24 protein-coding genes are annotated in these 24754 nt (G+C 59.3%); 8 read left to right on the forward strand and 16 right to left on the reverse strand.

Annotated features, from left to right (window positions below; genetic code table 11):
• Positions 1-51 precede the first annotated feature (51 nt).
• A complete protein-coding gene (locus B2344_RS03820; protein WP_290484699.1) occupies positions 52-1266 on the forward strand; it encodes an acyl-CoA dehydrogenase family protein in 1215 nt (404 codons plus the stop codon).
• Here B2344_RS03820 and B2344_RS03825 read toward each other — a convergent pair.
• Both B2344_RS03825 and B2344_RS03830 read right to left on the reverse strand, forming a co-directional pair.
• The gene (locus B2344_RS03825; protein ID WP_290484700.1) at positions 1263-1745 is read right to left on the reverse strand and encodes a GlcG/HbpS family heme-binding protein; all 483 of its coding nucleotides are present in this window, start codon (positions 1743-1745) and stop codon (positions 1263-1265) included. The two genes, B2344_RS03820 and B2344_RS03825, sit on opposite strands and share 4 nt — an antisense overlap.
• A gap of 66 nt (positions 1746-1811) precedes the next feature.
• Positions 1812-3338, reverse strand: coding sequence for a flavin-containing monooxygenase (locus B2344_RS03830; protein ID WP_290482321.1), 1527 nt, complete (start codon positions 3336-3338; stop codon positions 1812-1814).
• 209 nt (positions 3339-3547) lie between these two features.
• Between B2344_RS03830 and B2344_RS03835 the strand changes: the two genes are divergently transcribed.
• The 3 genes from B2344_RS03835 to B2344_RS03845 are packed head-to-tail and all read left to right on the forward strand — an operon-like array spanning position 3548 to position 7343.
• Positions 3548-5575 carry a transglycosylase domain-containing protein gene (locus tag B2344_RS03835; RefSeq protein ID WP_290481206.1) on the forward strand — a complete coding sequence of 676 codons (2028 nt, stop codon included), beginning with the start codon at positions 3548-3550 and terminating at the stop codon, positions 5573-5575.
• 56 nt (positions 5576-5631) lie between these two features.
• Positions 5632-6672, forward strand: a complete 1041-nt coding sequence (locus tag B2344_RS03840) for a class I SAM-dependent methyltransferase (protein ID WP_290484701.1) — start codon at positions 5632-5634, stop codon at positions 6670-6672.
• Positions 6669-7343, forward strand: a complete 675-nt coding sequence (locus B2344_RS03845; RefSeq protein ID WP_290479745.1) for a pseudouridine synthase — start codon at positions 6669-6671, stop codon at positions 7341-7343. The genes B2344_RS03840 and B2344_RS03845 overlap by 4 nt, the downstream gene beginning before the upstream one ends.
• A 51-nt stretch (positions 7344-7394) precedes the next feature.
• Here the strand turns inward: B2344_RS03845 and B2344_RS03850 are convergent, their stop codons facing one another.
• Entirely contained in the window at positions 7395-8357 is a 963-nt protein-coding gene (locus B2344_RS03850; RefSeq protein WP_206991070.1) for a peptidoglycan-binding domain-containing protein, read from the reverse strand.
• A 405-nt stretch (positions 8358-8762) separates the two neighbouring features.
• On the opposite strand from B2344_RS03850, the gene B2344_RS03855 reads away from it, so the two are divergent.
• Positions 8763-10589, forward strand: a complete 1827-nt coding sequence (locus B2344_RS03855; protein ID WP_349679775.1) for an ABC-F family ATP-binding cassette domain-containing protein — start codon at positions 8763-8765, stop codon at positions 10587-10589.
• A gap of 60 nt (positions 10590-10649) precedes the next feature.
• Positions 10650-11090: a PAN domain-containing protein gene (locus B2344_RS03860; protein WP_290482323.1), complete on the forward strand. Its 441-nt coding sequence runs from the start codon at positions 10650-10652 to the stop codon at positions 11088-11090.
• Positions 11091-11105: 15 nt separating this feature from the next.
• On the opposite strand, the gene B2344_RS03865 is transcribed toward B2344_RS03860, so the two are convergent.
• From B2344_RS03865 to B2344_RS03885, 5 genes are all read right to left on the reverse strand, one after another.
• Positions 11106-11936, reverse strand: a complete 831-nt coding sequence (locus B2344_RS03865) for an alpha/beta fold hydrolase (protein WP_290484703.1) — start codon at positions 11934-11936, stop codon at positions 11106-11108.
• Positions 11937-12039: 103 nt separating this feature from the next.
• The gene (locus B2344_RS03870; protein ID WP_206991074.1) at positions 12040-13638 is read right to left on the reverse strand and encodes a peptide chain release factor 3; all 1599 of its coding nucleotides are present in this window, start codon (positions 13636-13638) and stop codon (positions 12040-12042) included.
• A gap of 68 nt (positions 13639-13706) precedes the next feature.
• Entirely contained in the window at positions 13707-14081 is a 375-nt protein-coding gene (locus B2344_RS03875; protein WP_034811071.1) for a hypothetical protein, read from the reverse strand.
• A 107-nt stretch (positions 14082-14188) separates the two neighbouring features.
• Positions 14189-14539, reverse strand: coding sequence for a DUF1491 family protein (locus tag B2344_RS03880; protein WP_290484704.1), 351 nt, complete (start codon positions 14537-14539; stop codon positions 14189-14191).
• Positions 14540-14629: 90 nt separating this feature from the next.
• Positions 14630-16228: a sensor histidine kinase gene (locus tag B2344_RS03885; protein WP_290484705.1), complete on the reverse strand. Its 1599-nt coding sequence runs from the start codon at positions 16226-16228 to the stop codon at positions 14630-14632.
• A 164-nt stretch (positions 16229-16392) separates the two neighbouring features.
• Here B2344_RS03885 and B2344_RS03890 point away from each other — a divergent pair, with 164 nt between their 5' ends.
• A complete protein-coding gene (locus B2344_RS03890) occupies positions 16393-17370 on the forward strand; it encodes a hypothetical protein (protein WP_034811067.1) in 978 nt (325 codons plus the stop codon).
• 89 nt (positions 17371-17459) lie between these two features.
• Entirely contained in the window at positions 17460-17894 is a 435-nt protein-coding gene (locus B2344_RS03895) for a SufE family protein (RefSeq protein ID WP_290482326.1), read from the forward strand.
• Here the strand turns inward: B2344_RS03895 and B2344_RS03900 are convergent.
• From B2344_RS03900 to B2344_RS03935, 8 genes are all read right to left on the reverse strand, one after another.
• The gene (locus B2344_RS03900; RefSeq protein WP_290484706.1) at positions 17858-18517 is read right to left on the reverse strand and encodes a hypothetical protein; all 660 of its coding nucleotides are present in this window, start codon (positions 18515-18517) and stop codon (positions 17858-17860) included. The genes B2344_RS03895 and B2344_RS03900 overlap by 37 nt on opposite strands.
• A gap of 3 nt (positions 18518-18520) precedes the next feature.
• Positions 18521-18865, reverse strand: coding sequence for a helix-turn-helix domain-containing protein (locus B2344_RS03905; protein WP_290482328.1), 345 nt, complete (start codon positions 18863-18865; stop codon positions 18521-18523).
• A gap of 213 nt (positions 18866-19078) precedes the next feature.
• Complete coding sequence (locus B2344_RS03910) at positions 19079-19582, reverse strand: PAS domain-containing protein (RefSeq protein ID WP_206991078.1); 504 nt, start codon at positions 19580-19582, stop codon at positions 19079-19081.
• Between the two features lie 142 nt (positions 19583-19724).
• The gene (locus B2344_RS03915; protein ID WP_290479754.1) at positions 19725-20120 is read right to left on the reverse strand and encodes a MucR family transcriptional regulator; all 396 of its coding nucleotides are present in this window, start codon (positions 20118-20120) and stop codon (positions 19725-19727) included.
• A 161-nt stretch (positions 20121-20281) separates the two neighbouring features.
• Entirely contained in the window at positions 20282-22045 is a 1764-nt protein-coding gene (locus B2344_RS03920) for a Na(+)/H(+) antiporter subunit D (protein ID WP_206991080.1), read from the reverse strand.
• Complete coding sequence (locus B2344_RS03925) at positions 22045-22491, reverse strand: hypothetical protein (protein WP_290482329.1); 447 nt, start codon at positions 22489-22491, stop codon at positions 22045-22047. The genes B2344_RS03920 and B2344_RS03925 overlap by 1 nt, the downstream gene beginning before the upstream one ends.
• On the reverse strand, positions 22488-23996 hold the full coding sequence (locus B2344_RS03930; RefSeq protein WP_290482330.1) for a proton-conducting transporter membrane subunit: 1509 nt from the start codon (positions 23994-23996) through the stop codon (positions 22488-22490). Before B2344_RS03930 ends, B2344_RS03925 begins: the two co-directional genes overlap by 4 nt.
• Positions 23996-24754: proton-conducting transporter membrane subunit (locus B2344_RS03935; protein WP_290484707.1), on the reverse strand; the 759-nt coding region annotated here is incomplete at its 5' end. The genes B2344_RS03930 and B2344_RS03935, both read right to left, overlap by 1 nt.

The following is a 24754-nucleotide window of genomic DNA, read 5'->3' on the forward strand; positions in this document are numbered from 1 at the left end:
CCTTTTGTCCAGTCCTAGCCGGGGAACACCGGGCCCTACAAGGTTCATTCAATGGCGGCGCACGTGCCGCACCCCGTATTTCCCCTGATTGCGGCCTGCGCCGCTGCCCCAGACACTGGCCATCCGCTCGAAACACAGGAGAGCGACATGGACGGAAATTTTCCAGCTCCCGACCTTGTGGAAGGTCAGGCCGACGCCGCCTTCCGCGCCGAGGTGGATGCATTTCTCGACGCTGAACTGACCGAGGAACTGCGCGCAGCCGGTCGGGAAACCACCGGGCTGAAATCGCCGCGCTGGGCCTGCGAGGCTTGGCGCAAGCGGCTAAACGCGCGGGACTGGTTTGCTCCCTCATGGCCTGTTGAATATGGCGGCGCAGGCTGGAGCGCCGAACAACGGCTCTATTTCGAAAATGCCTCAGCGGCCCGCGATGCGCCCATTGTTATGAATTCCGGTGTACGCACGATTGGTCCGCTGATCATTGCCGAAGGCTCAGACGAACAGAAAGCGCACTACCTGCCCGCCATCCTGAATGGCGAGCACGAATGGTGCCAAGGCTTTTCTGAGCCCCAGGCCGGGTCAGACTTGAGCGCGCTTGCCCTGCGTGCGACCCGTGACGGTGACGAATTTGTGTTGAACGGCACCAAGGTCTGGACGAGCTTTGCCCAATACGCCACCCACATGTTCCTGCTGGCACGATCCAGGCCGGGCAGCACGGGCCGTGACGGACTTGTCTTCCTGCTGGTAGAAATGCATCGACCCGGAATCCGTATACGTCCGATCGAGTTCATTAGCGGCGAACAAGAGACAAATGAAGTTTTCTTCGACGATGTCCGCACTCCAGTCGCTGATCGGGTGGGCGAGATCGATGAGGGCTGGCCGGCAGCAAAAGCCTTGATGGCGATTGCCCGCTCCAACAACACAACGACCGGCCTGCTGAGACGGGCATTGCGAGCAGCAGCGCGCGGGGTGGCTGGAAACGCGTCATCACAGCAGTTGCTGGAACTGGCCATGAGAGTTGATGCCTTCGAAGCCCTTGAGGCGCGCGCCGCCGACGGCGAGATACCCATCAGCGCCGCGGCGACATCGTCGATCCTGAAACTGCTCGCGACGGAATTGCATCAGGCCATCACCAAAGTCGGGCTCGACCTGTCACCGAACAGCCAGTTCGCGCAGGCAAAATATCTCTCCACGCGCGCCGCGACGATCTATTCCGGCACGAGCGAAGTGCACCGAAACATTCTGGCCCATGCCATTGGCTGTCCCTAGTCCTCGGCGTCCACTTCCATGATGTCTGCCATTGGGAGGCCGGCCGCAGCTATGCCGACATTGCCACATTCTTCATCGAACACGGACGGCGCACCGGAAACGCCGACGCCACCGATCAACTCGCCGCCTTCCAGGTGGATCGGCAGTCCGCCACGCCAATTGGCCACGTCTCCCGGGCCAATGCCCCACTCTGCGGTCATGGCCGTGGCATAGCCGTATTTGCCAGCTGACTTACCTTTCCACATGGCAATGTCGGACACGCCTGCGGATGCATCATCCATGCGCGCAAAGGCCCGCAAATTGCCGTGTTGGTCATAGACCGCGATCGCCACCGCCTGCCCATTGGCTTCGGCATGATCGATACACGCCGTAACAATCGTGCCAGCGGTTTCGAGCCCCATTGTGGGCTTGGCGTCCTGAGCCTGCGCGACCAGTCCGGCGGCGGCAAACAGTGTGGCCGTAATCAGTGTTCGGCGCATGATGCGTCCCTCCCTTTGTGTGGAAGGCAACGCTAGACGGGGACGGCCGGCTTGGCCAGATGGAATTCAAACGAGCGCATTATCTTTCGATTTGGCGCGCGCCGCAATCCCATCATAGACAAACTCCTCGCCGTCCAGATCTATGAGCGGCATCTCGTCTTTCTCGCGCCAGTAATCCTGCGAGTGTTGCCAGATGTCATGCGCGCCACGTTTGGGCATCAAGTGAAGTGATCGCATCATGTAGCCAGGATTGAAATTGTCCGTATCCATCCAGGGCAGGATATCCATCCTCTTGTCTTCCTCGCGCAATTCGACACGCACTTCCTTTGCACCGATATCATCCATATGCTTCAGCATGCGGCTGATAAAATCCCCCATAATATCTACACGCAACGTCCAGCTGGCGCGGAAATAGCCAAACACCCATGCCATGTTGGGCACGCCGGTGAACATCATTCCGCGATAGGTAACCGTCTGGCTGAAGTCGATGGGCGCTCCATCTTTGGAAAACGGGATGTCTCCCAAGACCGACAGGTTGAAGCCCGTCGCCGTGATGATGATGTCAGCCTCAAGCTCTTCGCCCGATTTCAGCAGGATGCCCTTTTCAGTGAAGTGATCGATATGATCGGTGACGACGCTGGCCTTGCCACTTGCGATGCCCTGGAACAGGTCCCCATCGGGCACAAAGGCGATGCGCTGTTGCCACGGGCGATAGTGTGGCGTGAAGTGCGGATCGATCGGGTAGTGAGGCCCAAGGAATTCGCGCACACCCTTGAGCAACTCGGCTCGCACAAGATCCGGCTGTTCCTCTGCCAGGTTCATGAACTTCGTCTGATCAAACAGGACCCGGCGGCGGATGATCTGGTGGATCCATGCCGGATCAACATTTTGCTCGCGCAGGGCATCCGCCAGCTCATTCACATTGCGGCCGGGCGTGAAATAGGTCGGCGAGCGCTGCAATAGCGTGACATGTTCGCAATCCTCGGCGATGGCAGGCACGATTGTCGCTGCCGTGGCGCCGGAACCGATGCAGATAACTTTCTTGCCTTTGAGATCGACATCTTCTGGCCAGGTCTGGGGGTGGATGATCTGCCCCCGGAAGTCCTCCATGCCGTCCCATTCGGGCGTGTAGCCCTTCTGATGATTGTAGTAGCCTTGGCACATCCAGAGAAAGTTTGCGGTGAAAGTCTGCGTGTCGCCCGTATCTTCGCGCTTGGCGGTTACCGTCCAGAGCTTGTCACGGGATGACCAGTCGGCACCGATGATCCGGTGATTATACCGGATGTGGCGATCCAGACCGTTCTCCTCGATCACTTCGCCCATATACGTCATGATCTCTTGCGCCGCCGCGATGGGCGCACCGGTCCACGGCTTGAAACGGTAGCCGAAGGTATAGAGGTCACTGTCTGAGCGGATACCGGGATAGGTATGCGTGCGCCATGTACCACCGAAGCCGCCCTGGGCTTCAAGCACGCAGAAACTCTTGTCCGGGCTCTGGTGTTGCATGTGCCATGCTGCGCCGACGCCCGAAATCCCTGCGCCAATGATCAGCACGTCAAAATGTTCTGCGGGCGTGGCGGGCAATGTGGGCATGATTTCCTCCGGAGTGCCGGGCCTTTTTGTCTAGCCCTGATCTTGCTGACTTCATTGAACCAGCTTGTTGATCTCATATCACTCAGGAATAGCCCCTATTGTAAGGCGTGACCTCGCGGCAGGGCGCGTGCTGCAGGCGGTGCCTTCACCTCGCCCAATTCCTTCGGCATTTAGCTTGCTGGAAACCCGAATTCAGGTATCTGGAAAACATGGCGAAGACACCACGCAAAACGCCCAAAAAGGCGGCCAAGACGGGCGGATCGCAGGCGATTAAGGTGCCGCGGTCACGCTTTGGCTTTCTCGGCACACGTGCTGGCCGTTACCTGATGCTGTTCATCCTTGTCGTGATGCTGATTGGCGCTGGGTGGGCCTTCTGGAAATGGCGTTCGCTTTATTTTGGCATGCCGAGCCTGCCGCCGGTCGCTGAGCTGTGGGACGCCAAGCGTGAAGCCGCGATCGAATTCGTTGACCGCGATGGCAACACACTGGACGTGCGTGGGCCGCGCTATGGCCGCGCGACTGATATTAACCGCCTGCCCCCGCACGTGCCGCAAGCCTTCATCGCCGCCGAAGACAAGCGCTTCTACGAGCATGATGGGGCAGACGACGCCGCCATCGCACGTGCAGCCTGGTCGAACATGCGCGCCGGGGAGACCGTGTCCGGTGCGTCCACGATCACCCAACAGCTCATCAAGAACCTTGTTCTGGACAGCCGTCAGACCATGTCCCGCAAGGCGCAGGAAATGAAACTGGCGCGCGAACTCGAAAAGAAGCTCGGCAAGGACGAAATTCTCACGCTCTATCTGAACCGGGTCTATTTCGGCGCCGGCCTTTATGGGATCGACGCGGCCTCACGCTATTATTTCGGCAAGCCGCCGGAAGACTTGTCCATACCGGAAGCTGCCATTCTGGCTGCGCTGCCCAAGGCGCCGTCAAAACTGAATTTGCGGGAGAACCTGGAAGGCGCCAAGTCACGCCAGCTCTATGTTCTGGAACAAATGGCCGATCTTGGCTTCATCACGGCCGATGAAGTGACCGACGCCATTGAGACAGACATCACCATCATCGACGCGCCCGCCTATGATCCCCAACTTGGCTATGTGATGGACACGGTTGCCGACCGGGTGAAGCTTATGCTGCCGCGGCCGCCGGGTGATATGGTGGTGACCCTGTCGCTCGATATCGAGATGCAGGACAAGATACGCGCAAAGCTGGACGCGCGCATGGAGAAAGATGGCAAGGACGCAAAAGCGAGCCAGGCCTCTGCCCTCGTTATCGACCGCGATGGTCGCGTTGTGGCGCTGGTCGGCGGGCGCGATTTCACCGAGTCAGAATTCAACCGTGTGACGCAAGCCAAGCGTCAGCCGGGCTCCAGTTTCAAGCCCTTTGTCTATGCCGCGGCGCTGGAGAATGGTTATTCACCCTATGACGTATTCGAGGATGCCCCGCTCGCCATTGGCAAATGGCAACCCGAAAACTATGGCGGCGGCTTCCTGGGGCCCATGACATTGAGCGAGGCCATGGCGCGCTCAACCAATACGATTGCCGCTGAACTGACGCAGGAAGCCAGCGAAGAAAGCGTCATCAATATTGCACGTCGCTTTGGCATCACGACGCCGCTGCAGCCGTTCCCCTCCATTGCGCTGGGCAGCCAGGAAGTTTCATTGTGGGAAATCACCCGCGCATTTGGCACGTTCCAGTCGGGCGGGCTGCGCATGGATCCGTGGCTGATCGAGAAGATCGAAAATTCGCGCGGCGATGTGCTCTACACGCGTCCCGATTATAATCGGGACCGGGTCTATGATCATGAGCTTGCCAAGGAGATGAACGGCATGCTCGCCCGCGTCGTCAATGCCAGGTTCGGAACCGGCCGCCGTGCGCGGTTTGGCAACTGGATGGTCGCCGGCAAGACCGGCACCAGCCAGGACTGGCGCGATGCCTGGTTCATCGGATTCACCAACGCATATGTCGGGGGCGTTTGGGTCGGCAATGATGATGACAGTCCCATGGCAAAGGTTTCCGGGGGCGGTCTGCCAGCCGATCTCTGGTCGGACATCATGGAAATCGCCCATGCGGGTATGCCGCCAGAGCCCCTGCTTGGCGCAGAAGCGGGCATTGAAATGAGCGAAGCCGCCGAAGAACGCGTGACCTTCTATCGCGGGATGGCGCAGGCGTTTGGTACAGCGTCAAGCTCGCGCAGCGGAACCAGCAACGGCGTGCGGATCATCCGCCAATAGATGCGGTATGATGGCCGGGACTTTCCCGCGCCGGACAAACCCATTAAAGACCGCGCATGTTTGATACTGCTGTCTATGAAACCCTGATGCTGGCCCTTGATGACGGGGCCGTAACCTTGCCCGATGAGGGGCCGATCCTGTTCCTGCGCGCAGAGCTGTCGCCGCATCTTGCACGCCTCCCGAAAGAGCGCCTTGTCTGCCAGAACAGTTTCAAGCCGGATCATGAGGCACTGAAGGCTGCCGGGTTTGATGTCCTGCCGCCCGAGACCGAGACCTTCCCGGCCACACAGCTGACCCTGCTCCTGCCACCTCGCCAGAAGGATGAGACACGCGCCCTATTCGCCCGCGCCCTGCGCGATGCGCCGGAGGGCGGCGTGATCCTCGCCTGCCTGCCCAACACGCTCGGCTCCAAGACGATCGAGAAACTGCTGCGCGAGATCGCCGGCGAGACAGAGGCGCATTCAAAGAACAAGTGCCGCGCCTTCTGGACCGTCAAGAACAGCTCACAGATAAATACCGACCTGATGGAAGAGTGGATCGCGCGCGATGCACCACAGGAAATGGAAGCCGGTGTGTGGAGCCGCCCTGGCCTGTTCTCCTGGAACCGGATCGATGCAGGGTCTGAACTGCTTGCAGACAGCGTACCGGAAAACATTCGCGGGCGCGGCGCAGATTTTGGCGCAGGCCAGGGATTCCTGTCCCGCGAGATCCTCCAGCATTGCCGACATGTCGAGCACATGACCCTGCTGGAAGCTGAACATCGCGCCCTGCCCTGTATTGCGCAAACTCTATCCGGCTTTGAAAACTGGGACATGAAATGGGCAGATGCGACGAAAGAAGGTGGCGGCACGCTGTACGATTTCATCGTAATGAACCCACCTTTCCATGTTGGTCGCGCCGATGCCGCATCGCTGGGTCAGGATTTCATACGTTCTGCCGCAAAGGCGCTCCGTGGCAGCGGGCAACTCTGGCTGGTTGCCAATCGTCACCTGCCCTATGAAGAAGTTCTTGGCGAATGTTTCAAGACGTTCGAAATGCTGGAAGACTCAGGCGGCTACAAGATTCTTCGTGCGGAAAAACCAAAGCGGAAGCGATGAAGCCTGATCGTCAGCTTGCAAAGTATTTGGCGAGCCTGGGCTATGGCAGCCGCAAGGAAATGGAGGCCGCGATCCGCGCAGGCCGCCTAACCGGCGCAGGCGATGATCTTCGCTTCGACGACGAACCGCTCGACCCGGCGCCCGGCATGGTGTTGATCATGAACAAGCCAGCGGGCTTTACCTGCTCGCGGGCCGACCAGGGCCGACTGGTCTATGAATTGCTTCCATCACGCTTCCTCCAACGCAGCCCGCCCCTCTCAACGATCGGGCGACTGGATGCAGACACGACAGGACTTTTGCTGTTCACGGATGATGGTAAACTGCTTCACAAACTGATCTCACCAAAATCAGCAACCGAGAAAACCTATGAGGCATCTCTGGCGCGCCCGCTGGAGGGTCATGAGGCAGAGCTGTTTGCCAGCGGCACGCTAATGTTGCGAGGTGAAGAGAAACCTCTATTGCCAGCGCGTCTCGAAGTCACCGGCGAGCGCTCGGCGCGCCTGACCATTACGGAAGGCCGATACCATCAGGTCCGCCGCATGTTTGCTGCCGCAGGCAATCACGTAGAGGCCCTACACCGCGCCAGCTTTGGCGCGCTGGAGCTTGGCGGTCTTCCGGAAGGCGAGTGGCGCGTGCTGGATGAAGACGGCCTTGCACGGCTTGGTGCATGAAAAACCCCGCACGTCCGAAGACGCGCGGGGCAAGTCGCCAGGGTCAGGGGCCTAGTTCTTGGTCAGACCCAGCGACTCGACCGTAGAGATGGTCAGGTAGCCAACCGGCAAATTGTTGGACCGCTGGTAGGATTCCATTGCGGTAAGCGTGGCCGGGCCGAATTCACCATCGACCGGGTTCGAATAGCCCGCATCGGAGAGCGCCTGCTGAACGCTGCGGATCTTGGACGAGGTCGCGTTGGTATCACAGAGGACTTCACGCCACTCCAGAGCGCCACCGCCGCTGACGACGCGCTTGTCGATCGTCTTGTATGTGGCTGGAACAACGAGGGTTTCCTCGCTGGCTGGCGTGACCAGTTTCTCGACAGTCACAGTATTGTAGACAGCCGGCACGATCTCTTCGACCACTTGTGCTTCTTCAACCACGACTTCCTTGGTCACGGTTTCGTAGGTGGCCGGAATGGTGCGGGTTTCCGTACGCTCTGGCGAAAGGAGACGTGTGCGCGTCACAGTTTCGTACTCGGCTGGCACTTCGACACGGCACAGCAATTCGCCCGTGGAAACCCCATTGGATGACGCCGATGCGTCCGTCGCGCGACCGTACAAGCCATTGCCAGGCTTCCAGGTCGTGTAGGCTTCGCGGATGAGAACCTGCTCTGTATAGGTCTCATATTCTGCCGGAACGACGGTCGTTTCGATGCGCTCAGGTGCCACAAGCACCTGCTCGGTGACAGTCTCGTATGTCGCCGGGATAACGCGGATGTTCTTTGTTTCTTCCTTGACCAGAACCTGCTCGGTCACGGTCTCATAAGTTGCAGGAACCAGCTTGATTTCGGTGCTTTCCGGGCGGTCAACAACTTGTTCCGTCTGAACATTGATCTGCTCAGGAATCAAAACCCGCGCATAGCATGTACCCGGATCGGATGCCGGCGGATAATCGCTGGATTCAGCCGCAGATGCGGCGCCCACAAGCGTGGCAACAGCAACGGAGGCGATGAGAGTTTTCTTTGACATGATTTGTCCCCTATTCACACGCATAATTCGTTCTCGAATTAACGCGCACCAAGATAAAGCCGGGGGAACGATTGTTTTGTCATGTGTCCCCCCAACACTTTGTCACCCGTCAGCCTGGCGATTAAGACGCCGGTGCTGAGGCAACGCGGACACAGATGAAAGTTTCGCAATGAACGCTACCTGAACGCCGGCCGGATTTACTGCAATCGACTGCATTTCTCGTCCCGCATCGCATACGGAAGGTAGAATTTCGCGGGCGCAGAACGCGCATACCGGAATGAACGGGGCCTTTGGTCAAACTTCACCAGTGAAGTTTTCGTGCGTTGGTTCTGGTCCAGAATCCTGCGGGCCCGTGCACCCAGACACCGCATGCGCCCCCTAGCGCGAACCTGTAGCACACGCTACATCGCGCCTATGGCACAGCCCCCATTGATCACCCTGAACGACCTTCGCCTCACCTTTGGCGGCAAGCCCTTGTTTACGGGGGTTAGCTTTTCCCTATCCAAGGGCGAACGAGTCGCGTTGGTCGGGCGAAATGGTGCCGGCAAGTCGACTTTGATGAAAATCATCTCCGAAAGTGTCGAATCCGACAGCGGAGACGTCTGGCGTCAGCCTGGCATCACCTATGCCATCGTTTCCCAGGAACCGAGTCTGGCCGGATACGAGACGGTTCTGGACTATGTATCGGAAGGCCTAGAGGCCAGCTACATGGCCGAAGCGGAGCTGATGGAATTCGGCGTCGATGGCGCGGCAGACCCAACCACCCTGTCGGGAGGACAACAGCGCCGCGCGGCCCTTGCCAAAGCATTCGCGCGCGAGCCTGATGTCCTGTTGCTGGACGAACCGACCAACCATCTCGATGTGCCCATGATCGAAACGCTGGAGCGTCGCCTCAAAGGTTTCAATGGCGTCGTCTTGTTGGTCAGCCACGACCGACGCTTCCTGGAGAATGTCTCGACCAACACACTCTGGCTGCGTCAGGGCAAGGTACTGAAAAGCCCGGAAGGCTATTCCAAGTTCGATGAATGGGCCGAACAGGTCGAGCAGGAAGAGGAACGCCAGCTTCGCCGCATGACGACACAGCTGAAAGATGAGCATCATTGGCTGGCGCGCGGCGTGACCGGACGCCGCAAGCGCAACCAGGGCCGCCTAGCCCGGCTGAAACAGATGCGCGTACAGCATGCCGAAATGCGTGGCGCGCTACAGGACCGCAAGAATACGGCCGACCTGTCAGTCTCCAGCGGTGATTCAATGAGCAAGAAGGTGATCGAGGCCAAGGGTCTGTCGAAGACCTTCGACACGCCAAACGGCCCGCTCGTGATTGCCGAAGACCTTTCCCTGCGCATCCTGCGCGGCGACCGGATCGGCATCATCGGCCCGAACGGCGCAGGCAAGACAACACTGGTACGCCTGCTGTTGGGTGAAATCGAACCGGATGCGGGCAGTGTACGCCAGTCCAAGACGCTGGAAGTTACCTATCAGGACCAGACGCGCGACACGCTGAACCCGAAAGACACTGTCTGGGAAGCGCTCGCACCGGCGGGCGGTGACTCCATCATGGTGCAGGGCAACCAGCGCCATGTCGCCGCCTATGCCAAGGACTTCCTGTTCAAACCGGAACAGTTGCGTCAGCCCGTCGGCGCTCTCTCTGGCGGTGAGCGCAATCGGCTCGCGCTCGCCATTGGCCTCGCCAAATCATCCAACTTGATGGTGATGGATGAACCGACCAATGATCTCGACATGCAAACGCTGGAATTGCTGGAGGACATGCTGCTCTCCTATGACGGCACGCTGATCCTGGTCAGCCACGACAGGGCCTTTCTGGATGCCACGGTGACGAGTTGCCTCTGCCCTGTGGGCAACGGTAAGTGGGTCGTCACTGCCGGCGGTTGGACCGATGCGCAGGATCAGCTGAAGCATTTCCGCCAGCAGGACGAGACCACCCAGAAATCCGAGAAGGCCAAAACTGAAACCGCGCGTCCGAAGCCGCAGAAGAAGCTCTCCTACAAGGACGAGCATCGCCAGAAAGAGATCAACGCGCTGATCCCGAAACTGCAGGCGGAGATCAAGACCCTCGAAGCCAAGATGGGCGACCCGGAGCTGTATACGCGCGACCCGGATGCGTTTGCGAAGGCATCGGCCCGGATAGGCGCTGCGCGGGATGAACTCGACATGATCGAAATGGAATGGCTGGAAATCGAGGAAAAGCGCGAAAGCCTGTCCGGCGCCTGAACAACCTTTCCTTAAGACAGGCTGCCTAGGATTCGCCGACGATTGAGGGAGTCTTTCGAAATGCGCCTTTTTCCAGCCCTTTTGCTCGCCGCCTGCTTCAGCCTGCCTGTCATGGCCGACAGCCTGGAGGCTGAGCCGGCATCGGCTGAAGCGATACAAGCCACTCCGGGCCAGCAGCCTGGCATCTACCGCTTTGGCGCGACCTATGAATTTACAAACACCGCAAACGTCGATGACTGCCAACAGCTCTGCAATACGCGGTCTGCCTGTCTAGCCTGGAGCTACATAGCTGCACTCGATGAAGGCGCTTCGCGCTGTGAGCTTAAACGCGGCGCAGGTAAGGTCGAGCGCAATCCGCTCGCGACCTCCGGTCTGTCTTCCCGGCACGAAGATCGCCATCAGCCTGTGCTTGAAGTTCAGGAAGAATTACAGGGTGGATCGGACTTCGCCTCCCCGCCAAGCGACAAGCCGGAGCCGCTGACGGCACCAGACCCATCCTGAACGTGTGGCTCTCCTCTAGGCGCGAATGAAATCTAGCAGGTCTGGATTGATGAGCTCAGGATGCGTTGTGCACAATCCGTGCGGCAAGCCCTCGTAGATCTTCAGTACTGAACCCTCGACAAGGTCTGCGGCCTTGCGGGCGGTAAGGTCGAGCGGAACAATCTGGTCATCGTCCCCATGCATGATCAGTGTGGGCACTTTGAGAGCCTTCAGGTCTTCAGTGAAGTCCGTCTCGGAGAAGGCGGCGATACAGTCATAGTGCGCCTTTGCGCTACCCATCATGCCCTGACGCCACCAATTGTGGACCATTGCCTCCACCGTCTCGACATGATCCCGGTTGAATCCGAAAAACGGACCGCTTGGGACATCGAGAAAAAAGCTGGCGCGATTGTCTGACAATTGCCTCCGGAAATCATCGAAGACGTCCATGGGTATGCCATCCGGATTGTCCGCCGTTTTCAGCATCAAGGGTGGGACCGCGCCAATCAGCACGGCTTTGGCAGCCCGGTCCCCGCCATGTTGGGACACATAACGCGCCACCACCCCGCCGCCTGTCGAATGTCCGACATGAACCACATTTGTCAGGTTTAGCGCTGTAACGAGGTCGTCCGTGTCCGCGGCATAGGTATCCATGTCGTTGCCAGTCCAGGTTTCCTGCGACCGACCATGACCGCGGCGGTCGGCTGCGATCACCCGATATCCCTCGGAGAGAAAGAACAGCATCTGATTGTCCCAGTCGTCAGCCGTCAAAGGCCAGCCATGATGGAACATGATGGGTGGCGCCTCGACCGGGCCCCAATCCCTGTAGAAGATCTCAGTCTCATCTCGCGTCATGATATACGGCATGCTGATCTCCTTCCGTAATGACGGAAAGATACACCAGAATCGTGACATTTGATACGCCACCGAAACGAGATTTCAGAATATCTTTCGGCGTGCGCCAGCAGAACTAGACTAGACGTTCCTTGGTAGCCGTGAAGCGAATGTCCGGGTTCTTTTCCTGAGCATAGCCCACATCCCAGGCATTCTTCGCCAGATAGACCGGGGCGCCATCCAAATCTGTTCCGCTGGCGGACTTGTTCCTGTCCAGGAAGTCTTCCAGCTTCTTGTCGTCATCTGAACTCATCCAGCGCGCGACATTGTAGGGTGCAGGCTCGAAGACGACTTCAAGATTGTATTCCGCGGCTACCCGCTCCGTCATCACTTCAAACTGAAGCTGACCAACCGCGCCGACAATCATGTCGGAGCCGATCGCCGGCTTGAAGAGTTGGGTTACCCCTTCTTCGGCAAGGCTTTCGAGTGCCTTGCGCAAATGCTTGGCTTTCATCGGATCTTTCACCCGGGCGCGGCGCAGCAGTTCGGGGGCAAAGTTCGGAATGCCTCCAAACTGGATATCTCCGCTCTCAGAGAGGCTATCACCAACACGCAACTGGCCATGGTTCGGCACGCCAATGACATCGCCCGCATAAGCCGTCTCCGCAATCTCGCGGTCTTGGGCCAGGAACATCATTGGATTGTGGATGTTCAGCTGTTTGCCGGCTGTCGTCTTCAAGCGCATGCCGCGCTTGAACTCGCCGGAGCACAGCCGCAAGAAAGCCACCCGGTCACGATGGTTCGGATCCATGTTTGCCTGGATCTTGAAGACGAAGCCGGAGACTGGCTTGTCGCCCGCATGGATCATCACGGGCTCACCTTTTTTCTCGGCCTTCTGATCGCGCGGCGCGGGCGCATAGGAATGCAGTGTACGCAGCAATTCCAGAACGCCAAAATGGCGCAGCGCCGAACCGAACACGACCGGCGTCATATGTCCGCCGAGAAAGGCTTCAATGTCGAATTCCGGCAACAGGGTCGTCGCCATTTCCGCGCCTTCGCTAAGCTCGTCAAAAACGCTTTCATCCAGCGCACCCTTCAGGGTGGCGTCGTCGCCCTGGATGCGCTCGGCTGCGCCAATGCGGGGTGCTTCTCCGGGCTTGCGTTCAAAGACGCAGAATTCCTGCTTCTGGAGGTCCATCATGCCTGAGAAACGCTGGCCACTGGCCGCGGGCCAATAGAGGGGTGCGGTATCCAGCTGCAGCTTGTCCTGGATTTCGTCCAGCAAGGCGATCGGATCCTGTGCTTCGCGGTCCATCTTGTTGATGAAGGTCACGATGGGAATGTCGCGCAGGCGGCACACTTCGAACAGTTTCAGCGTCTGTGGCTCGATGCCCTTTGCGGCATCCAGCACCATCACGGCACAGTCAGCCGCGGTGAGCGTGCGGTAAGTATCTTCGGAGAAGTCTTCGTGGCCTGGCGTATCGAGCAGATTGAATACCAGACCGTCGAACTCGAACGTCATGACCGAGGCAGAGACCGAGATGCCGCGATCCCGCTCGATCTTCATCCAGTCCGACGTCGTGCGGCGAGCCTGCCCACGCGCAGCAACTTCACCGGCTGCGCGGATGGCACCGCCAGCAAGCAGCAGATTCTCCGTCAGCGTCGTCTTACCGGCGTCCGGGTGGGAGATGATGGCAAAGGTGCGCCGGCGGGCGGCTTCCTGTTCATGGGACATGTGATCTGGGCTCTTTCGTGCTGGGCAGAGGCCCTAGCCCATTTGAACCGCCGAATGAAGCACCAGTATCAGGCTGCGTTCGGCCAGATCTCTCGCACGTCGGGGGCTTTTCCCTCGCGATGGTGCCGGTCCCGCAGGGATTCCAGGATGGTTTCTGGCAAAATGGTCAGGCGAGGTTCGCCGACAACGTCCCCGAAAATCGGGAAAAGCACAGCATTGGCGCCGGTCTTGGCGATGATCAGGGACCCAAGATCCTGCAGGAGGGAGTCTTCCAAGGGAATGTGCTCTTTCAGATGCTCGCCAACGACCCGGCTGGCGAAATTCAGCGCTTCGCGTGCCCGCATGCCGTAAGGGTCTCCGCAGCCAAGCGACTGCCACCGTTTGGCAAGGTGCATTTCGGGTATTTCGATCTCGGTGATCTGATCATTTATCAGAAACAGCATGACTTGGCGCGCCCCAACTAGAATTCAGGCCGAAGCTGCCCTCTCACGGTTAATAAAGACCTACTGCCGGTTAAAGAGTTCTGTGAATCTGCGGCCTTGGTTGGCGCCTATTCGGGACTGTCCACATGCTCGGTCAGGAAGTGCCTGCCGTCCCGGTCCTCGATCTCGATAGCCCAAAGATCGGGGTCGCGATCCCGCGCCTTGCGCACATGGGTGTCCACAGTCGCTTCCTCGGGCCCGATCCCCTGCACACGCAGGTCAATGAAGATGCGTTCGCCCTCCATATTCATGCTGGGCACATAGACAGCCGCAGTGCCATCCAGACGCGCGACCTTGATCAGAACATCACCACGTTCGGCGTCGCCCTTTTGCAGTACAAATGCTGCTGCGCCCGCAACCTGCGCCCGCCGGACCAGTGCTTCGACCCAGAGCTTCGTGGGCAATCTTTCCATCATCATGGTCCGAAATCCTGTTGCGGGCCGCCTGCCCGGTTGTTGCGGATGGGAAGCTTCATAGACGCGTTCAGGCCAATCCGGAAAGCGGTTAGCTTACTGTGCGGCGTCTTCCATAGGCTGGATGTCGGCCGGGTTGGCGCGTGGCAGGCTCACTTCGACCTTGGTGCCCTTGCCGGGCGCGGAGTCGATCACGACCTGACCGCCATGCAACTGGGCGAAGGAATTCACCACGGCAAGACCCAGCCCGGTGCCCTGACGACCTTTGGAATTGCTGCCTTGAGAGAATGGCTCAAGCACTCGGCGGACATCTTCCGATGACATACCTGCGCCCTTGTCGGTGACGCTCAGCACGGTCGCATTTCCTTCGTCGCGCGCATCCAGCGTGACCGTGCCGCCGGAAGAGGAATACTTGATCGCATTGGAAACGAGGTTCTGCCAGATCTGTCGCACGGCGCGCGCATCAGCTTCCGCCCAGACTTCGCTGGTTGCCTTCAGTTTCAGTTTGACGCCAGCACGTTCAGCCTGGTTGTCGAGCTGTCTCAGGATGGATTGCGCAGACGCCGTCAGGTCAACCGGCTCCGGCTCCAGCCGCTGACGGTCGGCCTCGGCCTTCGCGAGGTCCAGAATATCATCGACCAGCAAGAGCAAGTCCTGTCCGCTCTCATGAATGATTTCCGGATAGTCCTTGTAGGGCTCAGGCATCGGCCCGCGAATGCCGGCCCGCATCATGTCGGCATAGCCAAGAATGGCATTGAGCGGGGTTTTCAGTTCATGGCCAAGGGACGCGAAAAAGGCCGTCCGACCTTTCAGGCGCGCTTCAGCCTCTGCCAGTCTGGCACGTGTATCCAGCGTCATTGCCCGCGCCTCAGTCAGGTCCCGCAGCACCAGCACCGCACCGGCCTCATGGGCTTCCGCGACGAATGCCACCTCGCGCCCATTGCTCAGGGTGACTTCGCCATGCGTGCGGCCATTGGCGGGCTTCAATAGGCTGACTTCCTTTTCGTCCTGCAGCAGGTTCGCGAGCAAGCCGCCTGCCCTCACATTGTCCAGGCCCAACAAGTCGCCGCTGAGCGTTCGGATACGACCAAACTCAGACACATCGAGCAGCAACAGGCCGGACTCTTCCGGCAGGCCCACATCCTGTCGGATAGTCACCATCTCCGTCGTCGTCTCTGCTGGCATTGCAGCTTCTTCCTCGCGAGCCTTCAGGAACGTCCAGGCCAGCAATCCGATCATGACCAGACCTGCAAAAGCCAGCAACATGGCCGGCACCTGATACGCGCTTTCCGGATTGGCGGGCGGCAACAGGCCGAGCCGCACCATGACGGCGGTGGCAAGGAAGGCGAACGCCCCGAAAATGGCAGCTTCGGCCGCCATGCCGGGCTTACCCAGATTCATCGCCGTCAGCGGTGCGATGGCAAACAATATGGTCAAAGGCGACAAGGCCGCACCGGTCGAGGCGATACCGAGCATGGCCAACAGTGTCCAACCGATCACCAGAAATGGCCCGATGAGATCCTCAGCGCGTATTTTGGAATGCAACAGCGCTGCCCCCACCACGCCCGGAAGCGCAGCGAGGCCGAGTCCGGCCAGGAGCGCGTTATCGGCAAGCCCGCCTATTAACGCTGAGATCCCCAGTGCCACTGTCAGGACGAGCCAGACAAGATGGATGAACTGTAATCTCTTTCGCATCAGTTCGGGCAAGTCGTTAACACCCCGGTGAGATTCCTTAGGCATTCTGCCTGTGTCACGCATACTTTGCTGTATTTGTAATGTGTGCAGCAGGCAAGGTGAGGTTCCCCATGGGGGGAAGTTCATGCAACACTGTCGCGTGACGCGTGAGGGAGAAGTAGCACATGAAATCCATCAGAATGATCGGTACTGCAGTGGTTGCCCTTGGCTTGGCCATGGGGGCATCAGCGCAGTCAGGGGATCCGATTTCGGAATCGGCCGCCGTATATGGGACATACCAGTCCGATGTCACGGATGTGAAAGAGAAGCCTTTCGCCTCCGCCAAAGACATCGACCACGCCCTGAACTCTCTGGGCGGGCACAATCCCGACCAATTGTCGAAGGGGTGGATCTCCTATTCCGCCTTGATCGCCTCACAGGACCCTGAATACCGGGCCGCTGTTCGCGACATTGCAAGTTTCTACGGCAACGACGCGCTGCTGACCGGCCTGAAGAATGATGTGCGCTATGCACGCCAGCTCAGTGGCGGCGACAATGCGGTCAGCTCATCGCTCGCCGCAACAGAAGCCGACAGCCAGCGCCTCAGCGCCACGGCGGCCTATGTGAAAGAACAAGCCTACAGCCTGCAAGGCTCCGGCTGGGCGAAAGCCAAGATCGGAAACTCCGGCGCAAAAGCGACACGACTGAACAGCATCCAGACGGTCGGCACGCCCGCCCGCGGCCAGCTGATCTCCGCCTTCTCGGCCTCTGACATAGACAGCATCCTGGCCGGTGCCGGACGTTCCGGCGCGCCATCGCTGTGGGACAATGTCTCCGGTGCAGCTGACGCGATTCGCTTCCCGGCCGCCGTCACCAGCGGCCTTGGCCTGTCCAAGAAAAAGCGTGTGCAGTACGGCAAGGAGCCTGTGGCCGACCAGATCGCCACGCTTGCGGCCTACCGCATCCTCGGCCAGACGGCCGCCTCGTCCAGCCAGGTAAACTCCGCCATGGCTGAGCGCGAAACCCGCGGCTGCCTGAACATGGCAAACCTGAACCTGCAGCAATGTGTTGCTGCAGCGAACCAGCAATATGAAGTTCCGTTCTGCATTGGGGAGCACGCGCTCGCCGACGTCGGACAATGCATTGGCGGCGTCTACCAATAAGCCCCAGCAAACAAGTCTCTCTCTCGCCCCCGGCACCACAATCGGTACCGGGGGTTTCTTTTTTAGAGAAGATGCCCCATCTGGCGGTCATGACCATTGCTGAAACTGCTGATGAAATCCGTGAAGAGTTTTCCTGGCTCGACGATTGGGAAGCGCGCTATGCGCACATCATCGATCTGGGTAAGGCGAACCCCGCGCTAGAGCCGGAAGAGCGCACCGAAGAGACGCGGGTGCGTGGCTGTGCGTCACAGGTCTGGATGGTGACCGATCTTGAGGACGGTCGCATGAAGGTGCGGGCAGAATCCGACGCGATGATCGTATCCGGTCTGATCGCCTTGCTGGTCCGGCTCTATTCCGGCGCGCAGCTGGAAGAAATCAACGGATTTGACGCCAAGACCCTGCTGGACGAGATCGGCGTCAGCGGCGCGCTCACGGCTCAACGCTCGAACGGCCTCGCCTCCATGCTGGAACGTATTCGCCATGATGCTCAGGCCGGGCTGTCGACCACTCGCGAAAGCTCGTAGGCCACGGCCAATCGGGCAAGCGCCTCCTGCGCAACCTGTTTCACATCTTCGGCTTTCATGCGCCACCGCGCCGTCAGCGCTGTGACAGTTGCCCGGTCGATCAGCAAATCCTCCAGCTGTCGCATGGCCAGCACACCCATCTCCGTTTCCAGCTCGGCCAAACGATCCGACGCGCGCTGGTGTGTGGATTTGTCAAAGACCGGGCGTGCGCGAGCGGAAGCCGGTTGGCTGGCGCGAATGAACTCATCCCGGTAGCGCCCCGCCGCCGCACTTTGTCGGATCACTTCCGGCGCATGCGTGTCGGCAACCAACTCAACCATCAATCCATGTCGACAATCCGCGCGCACATTCAGCCAGTCTGACGGCCGGGAGGTTGCACGCGAATCCCACTCAACCATCAGTGTGGGTCCGGCGGCCAACCTGTCCGGAAACGCGACCTGCGCCCGAAGGCACGCGTCGGCCTTCAGCCGCGCGATAATGTGCGGCGACACCCAACCGGCGACCTGTCGCCGTGTGTCCGGGCCGCGATAGGCCAGATATGTCTGCCGCACCGGCGCAACCATGCCACCATGCGTCAGCACCGTCCGCAACCGATACTCGGTCAGGATCCTCCGCATGGCCATTGCCTAGACCGCCATCGCAGCGCTATCGAGCACGACCACGCTCGACAGGCCGACGGCCAATTGCTCGATCCAGACATCGAAATCCGGATCATCGCGGCAATCCTCGATGAGGTTGCAGCCATAGGCGACCGTGGTGCGATCACGGTTGAAGGCGCGGGCCACGCGGCTGAGGCTCATGCCCAGCGCCGTGCGCAACAGATACATGGCAATCTGGCGGCCACGCGCTTCTGCGGGGGAACGGCGTTGGCGGCTGAGGATCGCTTCAGTCTTCAGGCCCAACGCGTACGCTGTCAGTGCAGCGGCGAGATACGCTCTGTCCTCGTCTTTCTGGGGATCGAAATCCTGCATGTCTTTCTCCTGTGATGACAGGCATCAGACTACCCGCTTTCTCGAGGTGTAGGATAACTTTCCTATTACGACAAGTTGAATGCCCGCAATGTCTGGGGATTGCGGCGCGGGCACAGACAGGTTTTCGAGGGATAGGGCCCCTGAACGCAAACGGCGCAGCCTTGTGGGCCGCGCCGTTTCTGCGTTTTATTGAACCTGGTTCGCTTCGCCTGCCTAGGCGGCGGCACGATCATGGTTGCCGGTGATGCCCTTGCCGGCCGGGTCCGGACGGCCCTTTTTTGGGCGGGCGCGCACCAGTTCATCATGGCAAAGCACTTGAGTCAGCTGACCGTCAGGTCCGGCCAGTGGCAAACGTGTCCAAGCATGCATGCGACCATCTTCCTGTTCTATCATCCCGCCAACAGGCGCGCCGCGCTCCAGCGCTGCAGCGAGGCCGAGGCAATAGGCTTCACCATGGTCGCCCAGGACATCCTCGATCTGGCGGCCACGGGCCTCCATACCGAAAATCTCACGCAGACGGGAACCAGCGATTCGAAACCGCCCGGTGCCGAAGCGATCGAACTCCACAATGGAGATACTGGCGAGCATGGCGCGGAACTGGCCCGGATCCATTGATTCGCGCCGCACGAGACCGTGCGAATCGCGCAAGCCACACCAGTATTCGATCAGCTTCTGCTGCGAATCGGTTACGCCTTTGAAGACATTCTGTTTGGTCATTTCAGTCACCCCCAGGTGATTCGATAGAATCACCTATCGCGCGAGTTGAGTCGCGGATCAAGAGTCCTGGTGATTTTTTCTTAACCATTCCTACCAAATGCTTTCATTTCGATGCCGAAACAAAAGTATTCGGTTTTGAATACTAGTCGCGCTCGGACTTACCGAGCCCCATTTGCTTGGCGAGCATTGAGCGTTGCTTCGAATAACCCGGCGCGACCATTGGATAATCGCCCGGAAGCCCCCACTTCTCGCGGTATTCTTCGGGCGTCATATCGTATTTGGTGCGCAGATGGCGTTTCAGGGATTTGAACTTCAATCCGTCTTCCAGACAGATCAGATACTCCTCGCCAATGGATTTCCGGATAGATACAGCAGGCTTGAGTGGCTCCGAAATTTCGTCGGTCCCCCGCACACCTTCCAGCGATGAATGGACCAGCCGGATGAGTTGCGGCAGCTCTTCGGCTTGCAACGTATTGTTGCTCACATAGGCCGCAACAATTCTCGTTGTCATCTCCAGGAACTCAATCCTGTCGGTCATTGCATGCTCACTATCAGCCATCTCGCATCCCCGTCATTGCGATCAACCAATCGGGATTAGCTTAAGATTGATAATGACTCACGTATAAATCGCAGTAATTACTACACGATCCGGATTTAGCTCGCATACCACCGGTATGTTATATTTCGCCGTAAAGCTGATTATCCGGTCGTTATGAAGGACAGAAGCAGGACAAAACCAAGCAGGATTGCGGTCCAGATCGCCATGCCGCTGGCAAGACCTCCACGGGCCAATTCGCCCCTTGGACTGAATGTATCCTCGATCCGCTCATAGGCCCGGCCGGTCAGCTTGAAGAAGATGGCGGACATGGCCGGCCCCACCTTTTGCCAAACCGTACCGGTCCATGTCGCCATGCCATAGCCTGCCTTGCGGTAGAGCCAGTCGCTGTCGAGCACGACGCCCGGCTTTTCCGGTGGGTACCAGCCAAGGCGCTTCAGCATCACGAAGGCAAAGATGGCCAGCACGAGCAATTGCATCTGGGTCAATATATGATCCAGCGTGAACGGATGATATGCCATCGCCTCTTCGCGATACGGCAGCAGATTGTAGAGCCACTCATAGCCGAAGCCCGGAACAATCGCTGGCACACCCACAGCAATACAGATGAAGGAGGCGAGCCCCATGGCGAGCAGCATATTGAAGGGCGCTTCTTTCACGCGCTTGCCGCTGTCATGGCCGAAGAAGGCGAAATATGGAATCTTGATGCCCGAATGCTCCAGCACACCGGCCGACGCGAACAAAAGCATCAGCCACACGATTGTGTAGCCTTCCTTGCCCACCGCGCTCATGGTCAGCGACTTGGCCGCAAAGCCCGAGAAGAGCGGAAAAGCCGAGATCGACATTGCACCAATGATACAGAAGATCGTCGTCCACGGCATGGACTTGTAGAGCCCGCCCAGTTCAGACGCCTTGGTCGTGCCGGTGCGATAGAGCACCGCGCCCATGCTCATGAACAGCAGGCCCTTGTAGATAATGTGGCAGAAGGCATGCGCCGATGCGCCGTTAAGCGCGAGCGCATTGCCGACCCCTGCGGTGCCGAGGCCGATGGCACAGATCATGAAGCCGACCTGGTTGTTCAGCGAATAGGCCAACACCTTGCGCAGGTCGTTTTCGATAACGGCGAAGAAGACCGGGAACACGGTCATCACGGCGCCGATCCAGATCAACGCGTCATGGCCAGGGAACATCCGCGCGAAAGCGTAGACGGCCAGCTTTGTCGTAAAGGCCGACAGGACAACCGCGCCGACCACCGTGGCCTTCGGATAGGAATCCTGCAGCCAGTTGTGCAGGAAGGGAAAGGCTGCCTTGATGCCCAGCGCAATGAAGACGAGCAGTGCGCCCGGTTCATTCAGGCTGGTGAAGGCCGAGATCGAAAGGTCGCCGCGCGACTGGTACACATAGCCAATGCCAGCCAGCAGCAGGACGCCGGACAGAATCTGGACGCCCAGATACCGCATGGAGGCGAAATAAGCAGCGCGCGTCCCTGCCCTCAGAATCAGGAAGACCGATGTAATGGCCGTCAGTTCCCAGAACACGAACAGGGTCATCATGTCGCCCGAGAAGGTCGCCGCGACGGCGGCCCCTGCATAGGCAATCGACATACCGTCCTGCAGACGGTCGTCTGTGTGCCACGCATAGATCGCGTTCAACAGCGCCGCGAGCAGGAATGCGAGGCCGAAAATGTAGCTGAGATTGTCGACCCGATAGAGAATCATCTCGATACCCAGCGCGTGGCCGGTCAACAGATTCACGTTCCGATCCGCGACCGAAATCAACAGGATGGCAATGATGGGCGCAGCAATGGTCAGTCCCTGACGCACGCGGCGAACAGGCAAGAAAAGGGCGCCAAGGCCGACAGCAATCAGGAGCCAGCCGGGATTCAGCATGGAGAGCAAACCAGTCATCAGTGCTCGTCTCCTTCGTCAGGATAGGTCGGGGCAGCGTCAGGCACGGCCGGTATATCCGGGTCGATATCCGACGGCGGACCGCCCGGATCACCATAATAGGTTTCACTGCGACGCAGCAGTCGGCCCAGCGGCCAGCCCAACAGCACAACGAAAGCAAAAGCGGCAAAGCCCCACAGCGCATAGAATCCGGTCGCTTCGGCCATGTGGACGTATTCGTGCCGATCAACGGCCAGATCGATGACAATCAGGAAGGCCGAGAGCAGGCCGATGCCCCAGAAGATCGCCGTTCCAGCGACTTTTGCCTCGGTCCATCCGAACAGGATCTTGGCCACAGGATGCACCCCATCTTCTGACGGCGTGTGCAGACGGTGCGCCTTCTCTGCGGCGCGCTTCACGAAGCGTCCGCTGGTATCGCGGGTATCATTCGGCGTTTCGTCGCTCATGGCTGACCTCCAGCGAAGGCAGGGGATGACGGGGCTTCAAACGCAGGCGACAGGAAGTCCGCCAACGGCCCGACAAGGAAGAACAAGACCACACAAAGGCCCGCCGTCACGACCGGTGCTGCCACAGTGAAGAATGGCGCGCCGTCCGGTCGCTTGAACGGTTTCGGCTCTGGCGTGCCCGGCGTGGGCATCAGCGCCAGGATCGGGATCGGCAGCAGATACGCAATATTCAATAGCGACGAAATGATCAGGACATAGGGTACAAAGCCTGTGCCCCGGTTGATCGCGCCCTGCATCAGCTCATATTTCGCCCACGCCCCCGCCATCGGCGGGATGCCGATAATCGACAGGGTCGCAATGAAGAAAGCGATGAAGACAATCGGCATCTTCCGGCCAAGGCCCCTCATGTCGGATATGTTCGTCAGCCCGGTGGCGACATAAATGGCACCAGCGCACATGAACAATGTCATCTTGCCAACTGCATGCGCGGCGATCTGCAACGCTCCACCCATGAATCCGGCCTGCGTGGCCAGCATTGCCCCCAGCGTGATGTAGGACAGCTGCGCAATTGTCGAATAGGCCAGACGAGCCTTGAGATTGTCTTTCGTCATCGCGACGAGCGACGCAACGATGATGGTGAAGCACGCTACCCAGAGCACGAATTCGCGGCCCGGCGTCGCGTTCAGCAAGTCCTCACCGAAAATGTAGATCGACACTTTCATCACGGTGAAGACGCCCGCCTTCACAACCGCAACGGCGTGCAACAGGGCGGAAACCGGCGTTGGTGCGACCATCGCATTGGGCAGCCAGAAATGGAACGGCATCAATGCCGCCTTGCCGATGCCGAAAGCAAACAGGATGAGCAAGGCGCTGGCCACGGCCGGATCGAGATTGCGTCCGGCAAGCAGGCCACCCTGAACAAAATCCAGGTTCTGGCCAGCCAGGGCCCAGGTCCACATGACCGCCATCAGGAACAGGCCGATGGATGTGCCTAACAGGGTCAGCAAATAGATGCGCCCGCCGCGCTTGGCCGCCGCATCGCCTTTGTGCGCCACCAGTGGATAGGTCGACAGGGTCAGCACTTCATAAAACACAAACAGCGTGAACAGGTTCGCCGACATGGCGACGCCCATCGCGCCGAATATGGCGATGGCGAAACAGATGTAGAAGCGCGTCTGATTGCGTTCGCGGTTTCCACGCATATAGCCGATGGAATAGAACGAGTTGACGATCCACAGGCCGCTGGCGACCAGTGCGAACAAAGCACCCAGCGGCTCCAGCTTGAAAGCGAAATCGAGGCCCGGCGCAGCCTGCCCCACATAGAGTTCAGGCACCTCGCCGCCTGCCACCTTCATGGCAAGCGCGATGACCACACCGAACAGCGCGGTCGCGCCGACCAGTGTAACGCCTTCACGGACGTTCGAGAACGCTCCCGTCACGGCAATGCCGATCGCAATCAGCAATGGCAGGCACAGGGCGGCCCAGATCAACAGCTCAGAGTTCATCAGAAGGCCTCCAGTCCGAACGCGGCCGCAGCGGCGTCACGCGCCAGTCCGAGCGGCAGTTCGGTCGTGATACCGAAATAGATGTTTGCAAGGGCCAGTATCCAAAGCGGCACAAGCAACAGGATCGGCGCTTCCTTGCGCGATTTGCGCGGATTGATCGGCGGCCGGAAGAAGATCGCCTCCAGAATGCGGCCCATATAGATCACCGCCAGGAAACTGGAGAACACGACAAAAACGACGCCCCACCACATACCTTGGTCGAACAGGGCGTAGCCGAGCTGGAGCTTTGACTGGAAGCCTGCGGTCAGCGGCACACCGATCAATGACAGCCCCGCGATCGCGAAGCCGGTCATTGTCCAGGGCGCTGTGCGTCCCAAGCCGGCGAAATCGCGAATGGTCGTGCCCTGGAATGTCAGGACTACGCCAGCGACTGCCATGAAGAGTGCACCCTTGATCATCGCATGGTTCAGCAAGTGGAACAGGCCCGCACTGACGCCTGCAACTGTGCCAATGGACACGCCGAGGATCATGTAACCGACTTGCGCAACAGAGGAGTAAGCCAGCGTCCGGCGCACATCGGTCTGGAAGACTGCCTGGAAGCTGCAGGTTATCATCGCGGCGAGGCCCAGCGGCATCAGCAAGTAGGTGAAAGTCGCCTGCTCGAATGCGAATTCCGGACGGAACACGGTGAACAAGAACCGGATCAGCGCATAGAGCGCAACCTTCGTCGCCGTAGCCGACAGGAACATGGTCACGAA

The organism is Hyphomonas sp. UBA3195 (assembly GCF_002366485.1).
Classification (GTDB): domain Bacteria; phylum Pseudomonadota; class Alphaproteobacteria; order Caulobacterales; family Hyphomonadaceae; genus Hyphomonas.

Excerpts from the sequence above, each read along its gene's own strand:
- B2344_RS03905 (WP_290482328.1), bottom strand. The coding sequence starts at position 18,865 with ATGCAGGATTTCGATCCCCAGAAAGACGAGGACAGAGCGTATCTCGCC.
- B2344_RS03910 (WP_206991078.1), bottom strand. The coding sequence starts at position 19,582 with ATGACCAAACAGAATGTCTTCAAAGGCGTAACCGATTCGCAGCAGAAG.
- B2344_RS03880 (WP_290484704.1), bottom strand. The coding sequence starts at position 14,539 with ATGATGATGGAAAGATTGCCCACGAAGCTCTGGGTCGAAGCACTGGTC.
- B2344_RS03875 (WP_034811071.1), bottom strand. The coding sequence starts at position 14,081 with ATGCTGTTTCTGATAAATGATCAGATCACCGAGATCGAAATACCCGAA.
- B2344_RS03840 (WP_290484701.1), top strand. The coding sequence starts at position 5,632 with ATGTTTGATACTGCTGTCTATGAAACCCTGATGCTGGCCCTTGATGAC.
- B2344_RS03925 (WP_290482329.1), bottom strand. The coding sequence starts at position 22,491 with ATGAGCGACGAAACGCCGAATGATACCCGCGATACCAGCGGACGCTTC.
- B2344_RS03885 (WP_290484705.1), bottom strand. The coding sequence starts at position 16,228 with ATGCGAAAGAGATTACAGTTCATCCATCTTGTCTGGCTCGTCCTGACA.
- B2344_RS03870 (WP_206991074.1), bottom strand. The coding sequence starts at position 13,638 with ATGTCCCATGAACAGGAAGCCGCCCGCCGGCGCACCTTTGCCATCATC.
- B2344_RS03830 (WP_290482321.1), bottom strand. The coding sequence starts at position 3,338 with ATGCCCACATTGCCCGCCACGCCCGCAGAACATTTTGACGTGCTGATC.
- B2344_RS03860 (WP_290482323.1), top strand. The coding sequence starts at position 10,650 with ATGCGCCTTTTTCCAGCCCTTTTGCTCGCCGCCTGCTTCAGCCTGCCT.
- B2344_RS03915 (WP_290479754.1), bottom strand. The coding sequence starts at position 20,120 with ATGACCGACAGGATTGAGTTCCTGGAGATGACAACGAGAATTGTTGCG.
- B2344_RS03890 (WP_034811067.1), top strand. The coding sequence starts at position 16,393 with ATGAAATCCATCAGAATGATCGGTACTGCAGTGGTTGCCCTTGGCTTG.
- B2344_RS03835 (WP_290481206.1), top strand. The coding sequence starts at position 3,548 with ATGGCGAAGACACCACGCAAAACGCCCAAAAAGGCGGCCAAGACGGGC.
- B2344_RS03930 (WP_290482330.1), bottom strand. The coding sequence starts at position 23,996 with ATGAACTCTGAGCTGTTGATCTGGGCCGCCCTGTGCCTGCCATTGCTG.
- B2344_RS03820 (WP_290484699.1), top strand. The coding sequence starts at position 52 with ATGGCGGCGCACGTGCCGCACCCCGTATTTCCCCTGATTGCGGCCTGC.
- B2344_RS03845 (WP_290479745.1), top strand. The coding sequence starts at position 6,669 with ATGAAGCCTGATCGTCAGCTTGCAAAGTATTTGGCGAGCCTGGGCTAT.
- B2344_RS03895 (WP_290482326.1), top strand. The coding sequence starts at position 17,460 with ATGACCATTGCTGAAACTGCTGATGAAATCCGTGAAGAGTTTTCCTGG.
- B2344_RS03850 (WP_206991070.1), bottom strand. The coding sequence starts at position 8,357 with ATGTCAAAGAAAACTCTCATCGCCTCCGTTGCTGTTGCCACGCTTGTG.
- B2344_RS03865 (WP_290484703.1), bottom strand. The coding sequence starts at position 11,936 with ATGCCGTATATCATGACGCGAGATGAGACTGAGATCTTCTACAGGGAT.
- B2344_RS03825 (WP_290484700.1), bottom strand. The coding sequence starts at position 1,745 with ATGCGCCGAACACTGATTACGGCCACACTGTTTGCCGCCGCCGGACTG.
- B2344_RS03920 (WP_206991080.1), bottom strand. The coding sequence starts at position 22,045 with ATGACTGGTTTGCTCTCCATGCTGAATCCCGGCTGGCTCCTGATTGCT.
- B2344_RS03900 (WP_290484706.1), bottom strand. The coding sequence starts at position 18,517 with ATGGCCATGCGGAGGATCCTGACCGAGTATCGGTTGCGGACGGTGCTG.